The sequence below is a fragment of the Kitasatospora sp. NPDC057965 genome (assembly GCF_042887135.1).
Classification (GTDB): domain Bacteria; phylum Actinomycetota; class Actinomycetes; order Streptomycetales; family Streptomycetaceae; genus Kitasatospora.
Genome location: NZ_JBHVPZ010000037.1, coordinates 15,832 through 29,720, shown reverse-complemented (window position 1 = coordinate 29,720; position 13,889 = coordinate 15,832). Strand labels below are relative to the sequence as shown.

Genomic DNA, 13,889 nt, shown 5'->3' with positions numbered 1-13,889 from the left:
GCCGCGCTGCGCGCGCGGACGGGTGGCGGACTGGCTAGGGTGGCGAAACGGGGCATATCGTCACATACGAGAGGGCTTCGTCATGGCTGTGCTACCCGAGGGAACGCCCTGCTGGGCCGACGCGATGTTCGCCGACCTGGAGGGCGCCAAGGCGTTCTACGGCGATGTGCTCGGCTGGACCTTCGGCGAGTCCTCCTCCGAGTACGGCAACTACACCCAGGCCTACTCCGACGGCAAGGCGGTCGCCGCGATCGTGCCGCCGATGCCGAACCAGGAGGGCGAGGCGGTCTCCGCCTGGTGCCTCTACCTCGCCTCGCCCGACGCCGCCGGCACCGCCGAGAAGATCCGCGGCAACGGCGGCGAGGTACTGATGGGCCCGATGGCGGTCGGCGAGTTCGGCTCGATGGTGATCGCCAAGGACCCGGCGGGCGTCGTCTTCGGCGTCTGGCAGGCCGGCACCCACGAGGGCTTCGAGAAGCAGGGCGCGCCGGGCGCGTACACCTGGGCCGAGGTGATCACCCGCGACGGCGCCGCCGCGGACGGCTTCTTCCCCGCCGTCTTCCCGTACGCCGTGAAGCGGATGGACTCCGGGCAGGTCGACTACAAGATCTTCCACGTCCGGGAGCAGCCGGTGCTCGGCCGGATGCAGGCGGGCCCGAAGGACCTGCCGCCCGAGGCGCCGAACTACGTCAGCGTGTACTTCGCGGTGGACGACTGCGACGCGACGATCGCCAGGATCACCGAGCGGGGCGGGAAGCTGTACTTCGGCCCGATGGACAGCCCGTTCGGCCGGTTCGCGGCCGTCGGTGACCAGCAGGGGGCGGCGTTCGGCGTGATCGACCTCGGGAAGACGTCCGGCGACGTGCCGGGCCTGGTGGCGGAGTGACCTCCGGCGGCGCCGTGCCGCAGGGCGAGCGGGCCGACCTGCTGCAGACGCTGGACAAGCACCGGGGCTTCCTGCGGCACACCGTCCGCGACCTCACCGACGAGCAGGCTGCCCGCCGCACCACGGTCAGCGAGCTGTGCCTGGGCGGGCTGATCAAGCACGTCAGCGGGACGGAGGCGCGCTGGATGCGGTTCGTGGTGGGCGGCGCGGAGGCGATGAGGGCCGAACCGGGCGGACAGGCGGACTGGCAGGCGCAGTTCCGGATGGCCGAGGGCGAGACCCTGGCCGGGCTGCTCGCCGGCTACGAGCGGGTGGCCGCCGAGACGGACGCGCTGGTGGTGAGCGTGCCGGACCTCGACCGGGTGCACGCGCTGCCGCAGGCGCCGTGGTTCGAGCCCGGCGCCGTCTGGTCGGTGCGGCGGGTGCTGCTGCACGTCATCGCCGAGACGGCGCAGCACGCCGGGCACGCCGACATCATCCGGGAGGCGCTGGACGGGGCGAAGACGATGGGCTGAGCGGGGGGATTCCCCCGGGTGGCGGCCGCTCAGAGCGTGACGCCGAGGAGGTCGCGCAGGGCGCGGTCGCCGTCCGGGGTCACCCGCAGGGCGCGGCCGGAGCCGATCCGCTCGACCCAGGCCCGGTCCAGCGCCGTCCGGCAGAGCACCGCGCCGAACGCGCCGCCCAGGTGGCTGCGCCGCTCCGTCCAGTCCAGGCAGGCGCGGACCACCGGTCGGCCGCCGGAGCGTCCGGCCCGGGGCGGCAGTTCCACGCCCAGGTCGGCCAGCCAGGACCGGCCGCGGTCGGTGAGGGCCGGGCCGTCCTCGTCCGCCACCAGGCCGCGGGCGAGGACGGCGTCGCGGACGGCCACGCCCAGGCGGCCGGCCAGGTGGTCGTAGCAGGTGCGGGCGCGGGCCTCGGCGCTGGTCCGGGTGGCCTCGCGCAGGGAACCGGGGGCGGGGGAGGAGGCCCGGTCCGGCGGCCCGGCCGGGAGCGGGAAGGACGCCAGGTCCTCGATCAGGGTGGCGGCCTCCGGGCCGGCCAGCCGGACGTACCGGTGCCGGCCCTGGCGGTCCTCGGCCAGCAGGCCGCCGGCGATCAGCCGGGACAGGTGCTCGCTCGCGGTGGACGGCGCCACCCCGGCGTGCCGGGCCAGCTCACCGGCGGTCCAGGCGCGGCCGTCGAGCAGGGCCATGCAGAACGCGGCGCGGGTCGGATCGGCGAGCAGACCGGCGAGGTGGGCGAGGGACATGGGTCCATGGTGCCGCGGACACGGTTCGGCGGGGGCCGAAACGTTTCGGACCTAGCGTGGCGGACATGGCCGATCCCACCACTTCCGCCGCCGTTGCCGTGCTCTCCTTCACCCGGTACGAGGACGTGACCGCCGCGCTCGCCGATCCGGCGCTGGTGCCGCCGCCCGCCGAGTCCGGGCCGGTCGGCGGCATGGCCTGGCTGCGCGCCACGGTGGCCCGGTTCAGCGCGGGCGAGCGGCACGCCGTCCGGCGGGCGTTCGTCGAGGGGGACCTCGCCGGGCTCGACCCGGACGCGCTGCGCCTGGCGGCGGCGGCCGGGTTCGAGGCGGACGTCCGGGTTCGGGCGGTCCGGGTCCTCGCGCAGGCGCTCGGGCTGGCGGAGCCGGAGGAGGTGGCGCGGGCCGTCGGGGTGGTCGCGCGGTCGTACTTCGTGGAGCGGCCCGAGGACCCGGAGGCCGACGCGGCGGTGGCCTGGCTGCTGCCCCGGATGCTCCCGGGGAGCGAACACGTGGGGGACGCCGGGGACGCCGGGGACGCCGGGGACGCCGAGGGCGTGGAACGGGCGGCCAACCGGATCGGACTGCTCGTCCAGGCCTGCGACGCCACCGCCACCCTGGTGGAGCACGCGCGGGCGGCCGGGGCCGGGGAGGCGGATCCGCTCGGCGCCGCGCTGCGGCACGACCCGCCGGTGCGGACGATGCGCCGCCGCGCCGCACGGCCGACCGAGGTGGGCGGGGTGCCCGTGCCGGCCGGGGCGGACGTGCTGCTCGACGTCGCCGCCGCCCAGGCCGACCGCCCCGACCTGCCGCCGCTGACCTTCGGCGCCCCGCCGAGGCTCTGCCCCGGCCGGACGCACGCGCTCGCCGTCGCGTCGGGCATCCTGCACGGCGCCTCGGCCGTCCCGCCGGTCGAGGGCGGGGCGTCCGGGGGCGAGGCTTCGGCGCCCGAGGCGTCCGCGGCCGAGCCCGGTCCGGCCACCGACGACCGCGACCCCGTGGGGCTCGTGCCCGCCATGGTCGAGCACGTCCTCGCCCTCGCCGCGACGTGGACCGGGTGGGACGGCCGCCCGGTCACCGCCGACGGCCGGACGTACACCCCGCACAAGGCGATCCGCCGGGTCACCGACCATCTCCTCGACCACCTGGCGGAGCTGGAGGCCCGGCTGGCCGGTGAACCGACCCAGCCCGACCACTGGCACGCCTCCGCCGTCACCACCCCCGCCGACCTCGCGCCGTTCACCCCGGCCGACCTGGACGAGGCCCGCAGCAGGCTCACCCGGCTCGCCCGGATCTGGTCCGCCCGCCTCGCCGCGCTCGACCCCGGCCAGCTCGACCGCTCGCCCGGAACCGGCTGGTCGTTCCGCCGGATCGCCTTCCACGTCGCCGAGTCCGCGTACTACGCGAACGCCGTCGGCGACCTCCGCCCGCATGAGAGGACCACGCCCCGATGAGCCACGCCCCGATGAGCCGCGCCCCGCTGAACCACGTCCTGCTGGACACCCCGTTCGCCGCCCTGCACCGCCGCCCCGGCGAGCCGCTGCTGCTCCCCAACGCGTGGGACCACGCCTCCGCCGCCGTTCTCGCCGAGCAGGGCTTCGCCGCCGTCGGCACCACCAGCCTCGGCGTCGCGGCGGCGGCCGGGTTGCCCGACGGTGCCGCGGCCACCCGCGACGAGACGCTCCGGCTGGCCCGCCGGCTCGGCCGTTCCGGGCGCTACCTGCTCTCCGTGGACGTGGAGAACGGATTCAGCGACGACCCGTCCGAAGTCGCCGCGTACGCCGTCGAGTTGGTGTCGGCCGGGGTCGTCGGCATCAACCTGGAGGACGGCCGCCCGGACGGCACGCTCACCCCGACCGCCGTGCACGCCGCCAAGATCGCCGCGATCAAGGCCGCCGCCCCGGCCCTGTTCGTCAACGCCCGCACCGACTCCCACTGGCTGGCCCTGCCCGGCCCCGCCGAGGAGACCGACCGCCGTCTCGACGCCTACCAACTGGCGGGCGCAGATGGCCTGTTCGTCCCCGGCCTGACCGATCCGGCGGCCATCGAGCGGCTCTGCGCCGGCCTCGCCCGGCCGCTGAACATCCTCTGGACCCCGGCCGGCCCGAGCCTCCCCGAACTCGCTGCCCTCGGCGTCGCCCGGGTCAGCCTGGGCTCGTACCTCTACCGCACCGGCCTCGCCGCCGCCGTCTCCACGGCCCTCGCCATCCGCTCCGGCGCCCCGGCGGCGTCGGCCTCCGGCGACACCCCCGGCTACGCCGCCGTCCAGGCCCTGTACGCCGACGGGCGGTAGTCGGGGGCGGTGGTCGGCCGTCGGTCGGCCGACGTCAGTCGTTGGTCAGGTACCGGCGGCCCGGTATCTGCTCGAAGATCAGGTTGGTCCGGGTCTGCGCCACCGCGGGGTGGGTGGTGAGGTGGTCCACGACGAAGTCGCGCAGCTCCTCCGGGCCGGCCACGCCGACGTGCAGCAGGTAGTCGTCGGACCCGGCCATGTGGAACACCGCGAGCACGCCCGGCAGGTCGGGGGCGGTGCTCCGGAAGCTCTCGTTCTGTTCGCGGGTGTGCGCCCGGAGCCGGACCGAGATCATCGCCTGCAGCGGCAGACCGATCGCCGCGGGGTCGATCTCGGTGCGGAAGGCGCGGATGATGCCGCGCTCGCGCAGCGCGCGCACCCGCGCAAGACAGGTCGAGGGCGCGATGCCCACGGCCTCGGCGAGCGCGTTGTTGGGTGTGCGGGCGTTCTCGGCGAGGACGCGCAGGATCGCGCGGTCGGTGTCGTCGACGGGCGCCCGGTGGGCCTGCGGAAAATTCGGCACGCCGGTCAGAGTCCTCGACCGGGGCGCAGATCCGCAAGGCGGGAGTGCCTGTTTCCGAATCTTCTGCGGAAGGCTTTCGCTCGAATGGCGGAAAGTTCCATCCTGTCGGGCGAGCGGCCCTGGGCCGACCCCGTCCCAGCGAACCCGGAGCGCCGCACCCATGAGCCCGACCACCGCCGTCACCCCCGCCGCCCCGGTGCACATCGACGCGGAGCCGGAGAGCGGGGACTTCGCGATACCCGTCGAAGGCCTCACCGACGGTGAGCGGCTGCGCGCCCTCGACCGGATGGACGGCTACCTGACGCGCAAACGCCGGCACCTGGTCGGCTACCAGGCCACCCAGGAACTCGCGGGCAGCGCCCTCGACCTCGCCCGCTTCATGCTGAGCAACATCAACAACCTCGGCGACCCGTTCCAGAGCGGCGGCTACAAGCCGAACACCAAGATCGTCGAGCGCGCGGTGCTCGACTACTACGCGCGCCTCTGGCACGCCGGGCGCCCGTACGACCCGGCCGACCCCGAGTCGTACTGGGGCTACATGCTCTCCATGGGCTCCACCGAGGGCAACATGTACGCCCTCTGGAACGCCCGCGACTACCTGACCCGCCCCGGCGCGCCCCGCCCGGTCGCGTTCTACTCGGAGGACACCCACTACTCCTTCGCCAAGGCCGTCCGGGTGCTGGGCGTCGACACCTTCCACGCGGTGGGTACGGCGGACTACCCGGGCGAGTGCCCGCTCGGCGGCGACTGGCCCGCCGAGGTGCCCTCGCTGTCCGGACCGTCCGGCCACTCCTGGGACGGCCCCGGCGCCGTCGACGTGGACGCGCTGGCGGTCCTGGTGGAGTTCTTCGCGGCCAAGGGCCACCCGATCTTCGTCAACTTCAACCTGGGGAGCACGTTCAAGGGCGCCCACGACGACGTCCGGGGCGCGTGCGAACGGCTGCTGCCGGTCTTCGAGCGCCACGGCCTGCTGCCCGCCGGCGGCGGTGACGAGCGCCGGGGCTTCTGGATCCACGTCGACGGCGCGCTCGGCGCCGGATACGCCCCCTTCCTGCGGATGGCGGCCGAGGACCCGGGGGCGTACGGCTGGGCGCCCGAACCCGCTGCCGGAGCACCCGAGTTCGACTTCGGCCTCACGCTGCCGAACCGGGCGGGCGAGGACGTCGACCTCGTCGCGTCGATCGCGATGAGCGGCCACAAGTGGGCCGGCGTGCCGTGGCCGTGCGGCGTCTTCATGACGAAGGCCAAGTACCAGCTCGAACCGCCGACCCAGCCCGAGTACATCGGCGCGCCGGACAGCACCTTCGCCGGTTCCCGCAACGGCTTCTCCCCGCTGGTGCTCTGGGACCACCTCTCCCGGCACTCCTACCGCGACCAGGTCGAGCGGATCCGCCGCTCCCAGGAGCTGGCCGGCCACCTGGAGCGCCGGCTCCACGAGCTGGAGGCGGAGACCGGCGTCGAGCTCTGGCCGGCCCGCACCCCCGGCGCGATCACCGTACGGTTCCGCAAGCCCAGCGCCGACCTGGTCGCCAAGTGGTCGCTGTCCTGCGAGAACGTCCTGACCACCCCCGGCGACCCGACGACCCTGCGCGGCTACGTGCACGTCTTCCTGATGCCCTCGGTGGACCGCGCCAAGCTGGACGCCCTGCTGTCCGACCTCGCCCGCGACCCGGTCATCCTCGCCACGCGGGCCTGACCGGCGCTCCACCCTCCTGTCCGCCGTCAGCCGGGCGGGCCGGGGAGTCCATGAGGCGGGACTCCCAGGCCCAGGCGGCGATCTCGACGCGGTTGCGGAGGCCGAGCTTGCTCTGGACGGTCGCCAGGTGGCTCTTGACGGTGCTGAGGGTGATGAACAGGGCGGCGGCGATCTCCTGGTTGGTGCGGCCGCGGGCGATGGCGCGGATGACCTCGGTCTCGCGCGGGGAGAGCGGCTGGGCGGGGCGGGCGACGGGCGCCGGGCGGGTCGGGGCGAGGTCGCGCAGCAGGCGCAGGGTGATGGCGGGGGAGAGCAGGGCCTCGCCGGCGTGGGCGGCGCGGACGGCCTCGACGAGCAGCGCGGGGGCGGCGCCCTTCAGGACGAAGCCGACCGCGCCGGCGCGCAGCGCGCCGTGGACGTACTCGTCCAGGTCGAAGGTGGTGACGACGACCACCCGCAGCGGGTCGGCGACGCCGGGCCCGGAGAGGGCGCGGGTGACATCGATGCCGTCGAGGCCGGGCATCCGGATGTCGACCAGGCAGACGTCGGGCCGTAGCCGGCGGGCGAGTTCGACGGCGGTGGCGCCGTCGGCGGCCTCGCCGACCACGGTGATGTCGTCCTGGTCCTCCAGGATGAGCCGCAGGCCGCCGCGGATCATCGCCTGGTCGTCGGCGAGCAGGACGCGGATGCTCAACGGGCCCTCTTCCCGGGGAGCGGCAGGGCGGCGCGGACCGACCAGCCGGTGTCCGGGCGCGGTCCGGCGGAGAGCCGGCCGCCGAGCGCCTCGACGCGTTCGCGCATGCCGATGAGGCCGTAGCCGCCGGGCTGCTTGTGCGGCCGGGTGCGGACGGGCGCGGCGTCGTCGGTGACCGTGACGGTGAGGGTGTCCGCTCCGTGGTCGATGTCGACGGTGGCGGCGCGCGCGTGTGCGGCGTGGCGGGCGATGTTGGTGAGGGACTCCTGGACGATCCGGTGGACGGTGGTGGCCACCTCGGGCGGCCAGGGGGCCGGATCGGTGGGCAGCCGCAGGTCCACCGCGGGGCCGTGGCCTTCGAACCGCTCGACGAGACCGGCCAGTTGCTCCGGACCGGGCACGGCGGGTGCGGTGCTGGCGACGTCCTCGGTGTCGCGCAGCAGGCCGACCACCCGACGCATCGAGGCGAGTGCCTCGCCGCCGGCGTCCTCGATCCCGGCGAGGGTGGCGTCCAGACTTCCGGGCTGCCGCCGGGCCACGATCCTGGCGGCCTGGGCCTGGACGACGACGCCGGTGATGTGATGGGCGACCACGTCGTGCAACTCCCTTGCCAGGGCCAGGCGTTCCTCCCGGCGAACGGCCTCGACGGCGGCCCGTCGGCGGTGGTCGAGCAGGCGCAGGCCGAGCCCGGCAGCGAGCGCGAGGATCCAGACCTCGATCCCGACCCGGAACGGCGTGCCCGGCCCCTCGACGGTCAGCAGTCCGGCCGCCATCAGGGCCAGCCCGGCCACCGCGACCGCGGCCGCCTGCCCCCGGGCGAGCGTCCGCACGGCCGCGCCGCCGAGGACGAGCAGCCCCAGGACGGCGGCGGCCCCCGGCTCGCCGGGCAGGTGGGCGAGCCGGGCGGTCACCGCCGCGGCGCCCGCGAGCGCCAGCCCGAGGGCGGCGGCCCAGCCCGGGTGGCGCCCGCGGCCGAGCGCGACCAGGCAGACGGCGGTGCCCGTCGCCGTGTCGAAGGCCCAGACCCGGCCCTGGGCGGCGTACTGGACGGCCATGACGACCAGGGTCAGGGCGAACAGCACCGCCAGTGCCGCGTCGACCCGTGCCGCCGAACGCTTCGCTGTACTCACCCGGCTCACGCTAGGCGATCCGGGGCCGGCGTCGAACCGGCCGAAAGTACGACCCGGCGGGCGCGGACCGTCCCTTCGGCCGCTGCGGCGAGCGGCGGCGGTTGCCCAGGCTGGGCGCATGGTTGATCTCAGTTCCGCACCCACCCTGCTCGCCGACCTGCTGGCGGTCCGACCCGAGAAGACCGAGCGCAGTCCGCTGCTCTACGCCTGGTGGGCGCTCAATCTGGCCGTCCTGGCCGCGGCCGGCCACGGCCTGTTCCGCCTCGTCCGGTCGTGGCGCGGCAAGCGCGCGCGGCGCGGCTGACCGGGGGAGCACCATGACACCGGTACTGGAAACCGTGCGGCTGGGCAAGCGGTACGGCCGCCACCACGCGCTCGTCGACGTCGACCTGAACGTCCCGTCCGGCAGGGTGACCGGACTCGTCGGCCCGAACGGCGCCGGCAAGTCGACCCTGCTGCAGCTGGCCTGTGGACTGACCGCTCCCAGCTCGGGCACGATCCGGGTGCTGGGCGCTCCGCCCGCCGCCGGGCCCGCCCACCTGGCCAGGGTCGGCTTCGTCGCGCAGGACGCCCCGGTCTACGCCGACCTCTCCGTCGCCGACCACCTGCGCCTCGGTGCCCGGCTCAACCCCGGCTGGGACGAGGCGCTCGCCCGCCGCCGGCTCGCCCGGTCCGACCTCGACCCCCGGCACAGGGCCGGCCGGCTCTCCGGCGGCCAGCGGGCGCAGCTCGCGCTGACCGTCGCCGCCGCCAAGCGGCCCGAGCTGCTGATCTTCGACGAGCCCGCGGCGGCCCTGGACCCGCTGGCCCGGCACGCCTTCCTGGACCACCTGCTGGAATCGGTGGGCGAACTGGGCGCGGCCGCGGTGCTCTCCTCGCACGCGCTGCCGGACGTGGCGCGGGTGTGCGACCACCTGATCGTGCTGGCCGACGGGCGGGTCCAACTGGCCGGTGACGTGGCGGACCTGCTGGCGGGTCACGTCCTGGTCACCGGCCGGCGCCGGGACCTCGCGGGGCTGCCCGCCGGGGCGGAGGTGATCACGCCCGTCGAACCCGCCCGGGACGATACCGCCGGCGCGCCTGTCGCCGCCCCGGTCACCGCGGTGGTGCGGGCCGACCGCTCGCTGCTGGCCGGCGGCCCCTGGGCGGTGCGGGACGTCGGACTCGAAGAGCTCGTCCTCGCCCACCTCGGCCGGGCCGCCGGCGCCACCACCCCGACCTCCGTGGAGGACCACCGATGATCTGGCTGACCTGGCGCCAGTTCCGCGCCCAGGCGCTCGTGGGGCTGGCCGCCCTGCTGCTCCTGGCCGGGTACCTCGTCGTGCTCGGCACGCAGATCCACGACGCCCACGCCGACACCCTCGCGCACTGCGCGGGCGGCCGCGCCGACTGCGCCGGACCGCTCGGTGCCTTCGCCGACCGCTACCGCCTGCGGGCCGATCTGCTCGGCTACCTGCTGCTCGCCGTCCCCGGCGCGATCGGCGTGTTCTGGGGCGCCCCGCTGGTCGCCCGGGAGCTGGAGGCCGGCACGCACCGGCTGGTGTGGAACCAGAGCGTCACCCGCGGCCGGTGGCTGGCGGTCAAGCTCGGCCTGGTCGGCCTGGCGGGCGTGGCCGCCGTCGGCCTGTACAGCCTGCTGCTGACCTGGGCGACCGGCCCGGTGACCGCCGTCCTCGGCAACCGCTTCGAACCGGAGCTCTTCGCCTCGCGCGGTCTCGCCCCGCTGGGCTACGCGGCCTTCGCCGTCGTGCTCGGCGCGACCCTGGGCCTGTTCCTGCGCCGCGCGGTCCCCGCCATGGCGGCCACGCTGGTGGTGTTCGCCGCGCTGCAGATCGCCGTGCCCGCGCTGGTCCGCCCGTCCTACCAGGAGCCGGTGCGCACCTCGGTGCCGCTCACCGCCGAGCTGATCGGCCGGCTGACGAAGATCGGCACCTACGGGGACATCGGCGGTCTGCGGGTCCCCGGCGGGCCGTGGGTCGTCGAGACCAGCCCGATGCTCGACGCCGCCGGGCGGGAGGTCGGCCACTCGGCCTGGTTCCAGGACTGCATGGACCGCAGCTCGCTCGCCGAACTGCCCGGCTGCCTGGCCGGGGGCGGCGTCCATGTCGAGATCGCCGAGCAGCCGGCCGACCGCTACTGGGCCTTCCAGCTCCGGGAGACCGCGCTCTTCGCCGTGCTGGCGGCGCTGACGGCCGGCCTCGCGTTCCACCGGGTCCGGCGGCATCCCGCCTGACGGGGGCGGTGGGGACGGCGTGTGAGCGGCGGGCCGAAATTCGCTGGCACGGGCGTCGGCGGGGTTGTTACGCTCGCCGCTCCGTTCCGTCTGCCACGGGCCGCCGTGCCCTTCGAGAGGGTGTCTTGATGTTCCGGACCGCGCCGAGTGCGCCTCGCCACACTGCCTGACGGATCGTCGTCGAGGCCGCTCGGCCTGCTCTTGCTGTCATCGTTGACCTCCAGCAAGGAGCACCCCGGGTGTCCAGCACCACCAACACCACCGGTAACGCCGGCAATACCGGCAGCGCCGGCAATGCCCTGAAGACCGCCACCTTCGGCTGCGCCTGGTGCGGTCTGACCGTGTCCACGTTCGCCGCCGACGGCGCGCGGCGCAACCACTGCCCGTCCTGCCTGCACTCGCAGCACGTCCTCGACCACGTCGAGGGCGGCCCGAGCGCCTGCCACGGGCGGATGTCGCCGATCGCCATCGCCGTGCTGCGCACCGGCGACTGGATGCTCGTCCACCGCTGCGTTCGCTGCGACGAGTTGACGTCCAACCCGGTCTGCCGGGACGACAACCAGCTCATCCTGATGCGCATCGCCGTCCGGCCGCTGGCCCAGCCGCCGTTCCCGCTCGAAGCCTTCGGCTCCCTCTGAACCGCCCGCGCGAGAAGGAGGACCGACCGTGCCACGACAGAGGAACACCAACGGCCACCGCCGCCGGCAGCGCCCCAAGGACGTCCTGCACGCCCGGGGCGGGCACCGGGCGAACGACTTCCGGTGCGTCGGCTGCCGGTTGGACGTCCCGCTGGACGCCCCCGGCACCGCGCACCGCAACCACTGCCCGAACTGCCTGGCCAGCCTGCACGTCGACCGCCGGATCCCCGGCGACCGCGCCGCCGACTGTCGCGGGCGGATGGAGGCACTGGGTCTGGCCGTCCGCGCGGACGGCGAGTGGATGATCGTCCACCAGTGCCTGTCCTGCGGGGAGTTGAGCACCAACCGGACGGCCGGTGACGACAACCCGCTGCCGCTGCTGCGGCTCGCGCTGCAACCGCTGCGGGACGCGGGCTTCGCCCGTCGCACGCTGCTCAGCCTGTGACCCCGCCGGCCTGGTCACCGCCCCCCGCACGGGCGGTGACCAGGCCGGACTCGTAGGCCGCGATGACCGCCTGCGCGCGGTCGCGCACGTCGAGCTTGCCGAACAGGTTGGTGATGTGGTTCTTCACGGTGGAGTGGCTGATGTCCATCGAGCGGGCGATCCCGGCGTTGTCGAGTCCGGTGGCCATCAGCCGCCACACCTCCACCTCGCGGGGCGTGAGCTCCCCCGTCGTGACGGCGGGCGGCGGCGGGGCGCCGAGCGGCGCGCGGACGTAGGCGGAGATCAGCCGGGTGAGCAGGCGCGGGGCGACCACCGCCTCCCCGGTGTGGACGGTGCGGATCGCCGCGCCGAGGTCCTCCGGCGAGACGTCCTTGGGCAGGAACCCGTGCGCGCCGGCGCGCAGCGCGGCCACCACGTACTCGTCCATGTCGAAGGTGCTGAGCGCCAGGACCCGGCAGGACGGCAGGGTGCGGGCCAGCTCCTCGGTCGCGGCGACCCCGTCCAGGACGGGCATCCGGATGTCCATCACCACGACGTCGGGGCGCAGCCGGTGGGCGAGCGCGACGGCCTGCTGCCCGTCCTCGGCCTCGCCGACCACCTCGAAGGCGGGGTCCGGGGAGAGGATCAGCGACAGACCGCGCCGGACCAGCGGCTGGTCGTCCACGATGAGGACCCGGATCCCGGGCGTCGTCGCCGTCACCGGTGGACCGCCTCTCCGTGCTGGGCGGCCGCCTCGGCCGGGTCTCCGTGCTGGGCGGCCGCCTCGGCCGGGTCTCCGTGCTGGACGGCCGCCTCGGCCGTCTCCTCCGCCGCCAGCGGCAGCTCGGCCAGCACCGTGAAGCCGCCCTCCGGCCGGGGCCCGGTCACCAGGGTGCCGCCGTGCAGGGCGACCCGCTCGCGCATGCCGATCAGGCCGTAGCCGCCCCGGCCCGCCCCGGGCTCGGCGTCCCGGGGCGGTGCGCCCCCGCCGTCGTCGCTCACCTCGACGGTGATCCCGTCCGCGCGGTACGCCAGCAGGACGGAGGCGCGGGCCGGTCCCGCGTACTTGCGGGCATTGGTGAGGCCCTCCTGGACGATCCGGAACACCGTCAGCCCGAGCGTCGGCGGCAGCGGTCGCGGGGAGCCGTGCACCCGGAGGTCGGTCGGCAGTCCGGCCCGGCGGGACTCCTCCACCAGCCGGCCGAGGTCGTCCGCCCCGGGCTGGGGCGAGGCGGGGACGGCGTCCGGGCCGTCGTCGGCCCGCAGGACGTTCAGCAGCTGGCGCATCTCGCGCAGCGCCAGCCGCCCGGAGGACTCCAGGGTGACCAGGGCCTCCCGGACCACCTCCGGGTTCGCGAGGTTGGCGCGGGCGCCGCCGGCCATCAGCTGCATGGTCGTGATGTGGTGGGCCACGATGTCGTGCAACTCCCGGGCGATGCGGCGGCGTTCCTCGGCCACCGCGCGGTCGGCCAGCAGCCGGCGGTTGGCCTCCACCTCGCGCTGCCAGCGGGCGACCGCGAGGCCGGCGCCGGCCACGATGGCGGAGGACGCGGCGGCGGCGGTGCCCGCCTCCAAGGAGGGCACGCGGAACGCGCTCTGGCCCAGCATCGTCATCAGCGCCGTCGCCGCGGCGGCGCCGGTGACGACCGGCCAGGCGCGGTGCCGGGCGACCGAGTACAGGGCGACCGTCACGACGGTGCCGAAGTGGGTGCCCATCGGGGTCGTCAGGTCGACGGCGGCCTGGAGCGGCAGGACGACGGCGAGCGCCTGGACGGGGTGGCGGCGCCGGGCGAGCAGGGGCAGGCCCGCCAGCGCGAGGAGGACGAAGTCCGGCACGCCGACGCTCCGGGTGCCCGCCACCTCGCTGAGGAGCAGGTGGGCGAGCATGTCCAGGGTGCCGGTGACGACGGCCACCAGGGCGTCGGCCTGGGTCCACGGGAGGCCGCCCGTGCGGTTCGTGCGGCTCCGCGGCTTCTCCGGGTCCTGCGGCACCTCGTCCACGACTGCCGCCCCGGGGCGCTGACGCCCGTCCATCCTCGTCCTCCCGGCCGACCAGCGCTGATGCCCCCATTCTGGCACCCGCCCACCCTGCCCCGGATGGTCCCTCCGGCCGAACTCGGGCGGCC

General features: G+C 75.5%; 16 protein-coding genes. 10 read left to right on the top strand and 6 right to left on the bottom strand.

Annotated elements, in window-relative coordinates:
- Nucleotides 1–82 precede the first annotated feature (82 nt).
- Both ACFVVU_RS33825 and ACFVVU_RS33820 read left to right on the top strand, forming a co-directional pair.
- On the top strand, nt 83–886 hold the full coding sequence (locus ACFVVU_RS33825; RefSeq protein WP_387793860.1) for a VOC family protein: 804 nt from the start codon (nt 83–85) through the stop codon (nt 884–886).
- Nucleotides 883–1,401 (top strand): DinB family protein, encoded by a 519-nt coding sequence (locus ACFVVU_RS33820; RefSeq protein WP_387793859.1) that lies wholly within the window; start codon nt 883–885, stop codon nt 1,399–1,401. Before ACFVVU_RS33825 ends, ACFVVU_RS33820 begins: the two co-directional genes overlap by 4 nt.
- A 29-nt stretch (nt 1,402–1,430) precedes the next feature.
- Here the strand turns inward: ACFVVU_RS33820 and ACFVVU_RS33815 are convergent, their stop codons facing one another.
- Nucleotides 1,431–2,135 (bottom strand): ArsR/SmtB family transcription factor, encoded by a 705-nt coding sequence (locus tag ACFVVU_RS33815; RefSeq protein WP_380681816.1) that lies wholly within the window; start codon nt 2,133–2,135, stop codon nt 1,431–1,433.
- A gap of 65 nt (nt 2,136–2,200) precedes the next feature.
- Between ACFVVU_RS33815 and ACFVVU_RS33810 the strand changes: the two genes are divergently transcribed.
- Both ACFVVU_RS33810 and ACFVVU_RS33805 read left to right on the top strand, forming a co-directional pair.
- Nucleotides 2,201–3,586, top strand: coding sequence for a hypothetical protein (locus ACFVVU_RS33810; protein WP_387793858.1), 1,386 nt, complete (start codon nt 2,201–2,203; stop codon nt 3,584–3,586).
- Nucleotides 3,583–4,425 carry an isocitrate lyase/phosphoenolpyruvate mutase family protein gene (locus ACFVVU_RS33805; RefSeq protein WP_387793857.1) on the top strand — a complete coding sequence of 281 codons (843 nt, stop codon included), beginning with the start codon at nt 3,583–3,585 and terminating at the stop codon, nt 4,423–4,425. The genes ACFVVU_RS33810 and ACFVVU_RS33805 overlap by 4 nt, the downstream gene beginning before the upstream one ends.
- A 34-nt stretch (nt 4,426–4,459) precedes the next feature.
- On the opposite strand, the gene ACFVVU_RS33800 is transcribed toward ACFVVU_RS33805, so the two are convergent.
- Complete coding sequence (locus ACFVVU_RS33800) at nt 4,460–4,948, bottom strand: Lrp/AsnC family transcriptional regulator (RefSeq protein WP_380681819.1); 489 nt, start codon at nt 4,946–4,948, stop codon at nt 4,460–4,462.
- A 160-nt stretch (nt 4,949–5,108) separates the two neighbouring features.
- On the opposite strand from ACFVVU_RS33800, the gene ACFVVU_RS33795 reads away from it, so the two are divergent.
- Nucleotides 5,109–6,644 carry a histidine decarboxylase gene (locus ACFVVU_RS33795; RefSeq protein ID WP_380681820.1) on the top strand — a complete coding sequence of 512 codons (1,536 nt, stop codon included), beginning with the start codon at nt 5,109–5,111 and terminating at the stop codon, nt 6,642–6,644.
- Here the strand turns inward: ACFVVU_RS33795 and ACFVVU_RS33790 are convergent.
- Together ACFVVU_RS33790 and ACFVVU_RS33785 are read right to left on the bottom strand one after the other, a co-directional pair.
- Nucleotides 6,622–7,338 (bottom strand): response regulator, encoded by a 717-nt coding sequence (locus tag ACFVVU_RS33790; protein WP_380681821.1) that lies wholly within the window; start codon nt 7,336–7,338, stop codon nt 6,622–6,624. The genes ACFVVU_RS33795 and ACFVVU_RS33790 overlap by 23 nt on opposite strands.
- Nucleotides 7,335–8,468 carry a sensor histidine kinase gene (locus tag ACFVVU_RS33785; RefSeq protein ID WP_387793856.1) on the bottom strand — a complete coding sequence of 378 codons (1,134 nt, stop codon included), beginning with the start codon at nt 8,466–8,468 and terminating at the stop codon, nt 7,335–7,337. Before ACFVVU_RS33785 ends, ACFVVU_RS33790 begins: the two co-directional genes overlap by 4 nt.
- 118 nt (nt 8,469–8,586) lie before the next feature.
- Between ACFVVU_RS33785 and ACFVVU_RS33780 the strand changes: the two genes are divergently transcribed.
- The 5 genes from ACFVVU_RS33780 (at nt 8,587) to ACFVVU_RS33760 (ending at nt 11,784) form a co-directional block, all read left to right on the top strand.
- Nucleotides 8,587–8,772, top strand: a complete 186-nt coding sequence (locus ACFVVU_RS33780; protein ID WP_380681823.1) for a hypothetical protein — start codon at nt 8,587–8,589, stop codon at nt 8,770–8,772.
- A 13-nt stretch (nt 8,773–8,785) separates the two neighbouring features.
- Nucleotides 8,786–9,709: an ABC transporter ATP-binding protein gene (locus tag ACFVVU_RS33775; protein WP_387793855.1), complete on the top strand. Its 924-nt coding sequence runs from the start codon at nt 8,786–8,788 to the stop codon at nt 9,707–9,709.
- Nucleotides 9,706–10,701 carry an ABC transporter permease subunit gene (locus ACFVVU_RS33770; protein WP_380681825.1) on the top strand — a complete coding sequence of 332 codons (996 nt, stop codon included), beginning with the start codon at nt 9,706–9,708 and terminating at the stop codon, nt 10,699–10,701. Before ACFVVU_RS33775 ends, ACFVVU_RS33770 begins: the two co-directional genes overlap by 4 nt.
- Before the next feature lie 299 nt (nt 10,702–11,000).
- Complete coding sequence (locus tag ACFVVU_RS33765; protein ID WP_380681834.1) at nt 11,001–11,339, top strand: RNHCP domain-containing protein; 339 nt, start codon at nt 11,001–11,003, stop codon at nt 11,337–11,339.
- 28 nt (nt 11,340–11,367) lie between these two features.
- A complete protein-coding gene (locus ACFVVU_RS33760) occupies nt 11,368–11,784 on the top strand; it encodes an RNHCP domain-containing protein (RefSeq protein WP_380681826.1) in 417 nt (138 codons plus the stop codon).
- Here the strand turns inward: ACFVVU_RS33760 and ACFVVU_RS33755 are convergent.
- Together ACFVVU_RS33755 and ACFVVU_RS33750 are read right to left on the bottom strand one after the other, a co-directional pair.
- Nucleotides 11,774–12,484, bottom strand: coding sequence for a response regulator (locus ACFVVU_RS33755; protein WP_380681827.1), 711 nt, complete (start codon nt 12,482–12,484; stop codon nt 11,774–11,776). The genes ACFVVU_RS33760 and ACFVVU_RS33755 overlap by 11 nt on opposite strands.
- On the bottom strand, nt 12,481–13,797 hold the full coding sequence (locus ACFVVU_RS33750; RefSeq protein ID WP_387793854.1) for a sensor histidine kinase: 1,317 nt from the start codon (nt 13,795–13,797) through the stop codon (nt 12,481–12,483). The genes ACFVVU_RS33755 and ACFVVU_RS33750 overlap by 4 nt, the downstream gene beginning before the upstream one ends.
- Nucleotides 13,798–13,889: the final 92 nt, after the last annotated feature.